The organism is Cetobacterium sp. ZWU0022 (assembly GCF_000800875.1).
GTDB lineage: Bacteria > Fusobacteriota > Fusobacteriia > Fusobacteriales > Fusobacteriaceae > Cetobacterium_A.
This window is the reverse complement of record NZ_JRJZ01000109.1, coordinates 1-2,423: the sequence shown is the minus strand read 5'-3', so window position 1 is coordinate 2,423 and position 2,423 is coordinate 1. Positions and strand designations below refer to the sequence as shown.

2 protein-coding genes are annotated in these 2,423 nt (G+C 28.4%); both read left to right on the top strand.

All coding sequences use genetic code 11. The annotated features are described in order from the left end of the window. The first annotated feature begins 144 nt into the window (after nucleotides 1–144). Nucleotides 145–1,650, top strand: a complete 1,506-nt coding sequence (gene istA, locus L988_RS08925; protein ID WP_047383563.1) for an IS21 family transposase — start codon at nucleotides 145–147, stop codon at nucleotides 1,648–1,650. Then, nucleotides 1,651–2,385 carry an IS21-like element helper ATPase IstB gene (istB, locus tag L988_RS08920; protein ID WP_047383561.1) on the top strand — a complete coding sequence of 245 codons (735 nt, stop codon included), beginning with the start codon at nucleotides 1,651–1,653 and terminating at the stop codon, nucleotides 2,383–2,385. It begins immediately after the preceding gene. The last annotated feature ends 38 nt before the right edge of the window (nucleotides 2,386–2,423 follow it).

Sequence of the window (2,423 nt, the reverse complement as noted above, 5' to 3'; positions counted from 1 at the left end):
TGTTTATGGTAATATAAAAAGACAGCAGAAATGCAACTTAAAAAAGCAACACTTAACATAAAAAAAGAGACCATTGACAAATAACCAAAATAACACTTTAATAAGTTAGACGACCAAATCTAATTATTAAGGGGTGTATAAAGGATGTTGCCAATGATCAATAAATATAATATCAAAACTATGTATTCTATTCAAGGAAAATCTTTAAGAGAAATTGCTAGAGAAACTGGACATACTTTTAGAACTGTTAAAAAATATGCCTTAACTGAAGATTTTTCAGATAAAATTATCAGAAGACCAGGAGTAAGTTCGCTTGATCCATTTAAAGAAATAATTAATCAATGGTTGATTAGTGATTTAGGTTCTCCTCGAAAACAGCGCCATACTGCTAAAAGAGTTTTTGAAAGATTATGCGAAGAATTTTCGGATACTTTTAATATTAGCTATAGAACAGTTTGTAAATATGTGAATGAAAAGAAAAAAACTTTAAAAGATTTCTCAAATAAAAATATAGGTCTTCTTTCTTTAACTCATTTACCTGGAGAAGCCCAGCTTGACTTTGGTGAAACGCAGTTTTCTATGAATGGAGAACTAATAAATGGTTATCATTTGGTAATTTCTTTCCCATATAGTAATCATTCATACGTTCAAATTTTTCCGAGTCAAAATCAAGAAGCTCTATTTCAAGGTATGAAAAATATATTTGATCATATTGGAAAAGTACCAAAAGAAATTTGGTTTGATAATATGTCTACTGCTGTTGCTCAAATAAAAAAAGGAAAAGAAAGAAAATTAACAGATAGATTTATTCAATTTATGACTCACTATGGGTTTAAAGCAAAATTTTGTAATCCTGCAAGCGGAAATGAAAAGGGCCATGTTGAAAATAAAGTAGGATATACTCGAAGAAATCTATTTGTACCTATTCCTAGCTTTGATTCTTTAAGCGATTTTAATAAAGAGTTATTAATAAAGTGTGAGCATGACTCTGACAGAGATCATTACAAAAAAAATAAAAATATTAATGATCTTTTCAAAGTTGATTTATCAGAAATGATTCCTCTTAATTCATATACTTTTGAAGTATATAAATTACAAAAATATAAAACGAATAAAGTAGGTTTTGTTAAATTTGAAAGTAATGAATATTCAGTCCTCCCAAATTTTTTAAACAGTGAAGTTTGGTTAAAAATATTTGTTGATAAAATTGAAATTTTAGATAGCAACTATGAACTTTTAACATCTCATAGACGAATATATAAAAAAAATACAAAAATAACAAATTGGAAAGATTGGCTTAAAGTCTTAGAGCGAAAAATATCAGCGCTTGAATATACTGATTTTTATCAAGAACTACCTGAAATTTGGAAGATATATTTTAAATCTAAAGATTACATTGAAAAAAGAAAAATTGTCTCAGCTCTTTCTGAAATGCTAATAAGTAATGATTTAAGTATGGCAACAAGAGCGCTTGAATCTAATTTAGATAAAGGTATAAATGATGTTTCATCGCTAATTACAACTTTTAGGGCATTTAATGAGCCAAATAAAATATATACAGAGCTTAGGCCTGATGAGATAAATACACCTTATCAAAATTCAATGGAACCAGAGTTATCAATATATGATATTTTAATGGGAGGGAACTAAATGGACACGCTAGAAAAGTACTGTAAAAAACTTAAGTTAGGAAGTGAAATCTTAGAGGAATATGAATCTATTCCTCTAGGTGATAAAAAAGATTTTTTAACAAATGTATTAGAGATAAGTATAAATTCTCAAGAAATTAGAAGAAAAAATAGGCTGATTGCTGAGGCTAAATTCGATGTTGTTAAAACATTTGAAGGCTATTGTTTTGATGATATACAGTTACCTGAAGGTTTAAATTTAGAGGAAATTAAAACTGGTGATTTCATAGAAAAGAGTCACAATTTAATTTTTTATGGTTCCGTAGGAACAGGAAAAACATATTTAGCAACAGCAATTGGCGTTGAAGCTTGTAATCAAGGAAAAAGGGTTAGGTTTTTTAAGGTTGCTACTTTAATAAATGAATTAATAGACGCATATAATAAGGCAACGCTTGGCAGATTTCTGAAGAATTTAAAAAAGTATGATTTAATTATTCTAGATGAACTGGGATATGTTCCAATAGGAGAAAAGGGCGCAGAACTACTATTTCAAGTCATTGCTGATTGTTATGAGCGAAAAAGTTTAATTATCACAACTAATATTGAGTTTTCTAAATGGAATGGAATTTTTATGGATAAAAAGATTACAACTGCAATATTAGATAGAGTAATTCATTACGGACATTTAGTAATTTTTAGTGGAGAAAGTTACAGATTAAAAAATGCTATATCAAGAAAAAATGGTGGTGCTCTTTAAAGGTGCTACAGTGCTGCTAAACAAAGTTGCAAAACACA

Excerpts from the sequence above, each read along its gene's own strand:
- istA (WP_047383563.1), top strand. The coding sequence starts at position 145 with ATGTTGCCAATGATCAATAAATATAATATCAAAACTATGTATTCTATT.
- istB (WP_047383561.1), top strand. The coding sequence starts at position 1,651 with ATGGACACGCTAGAAAAGTACTGTAAAAAACTTAAGTTAGGAAGTGAA.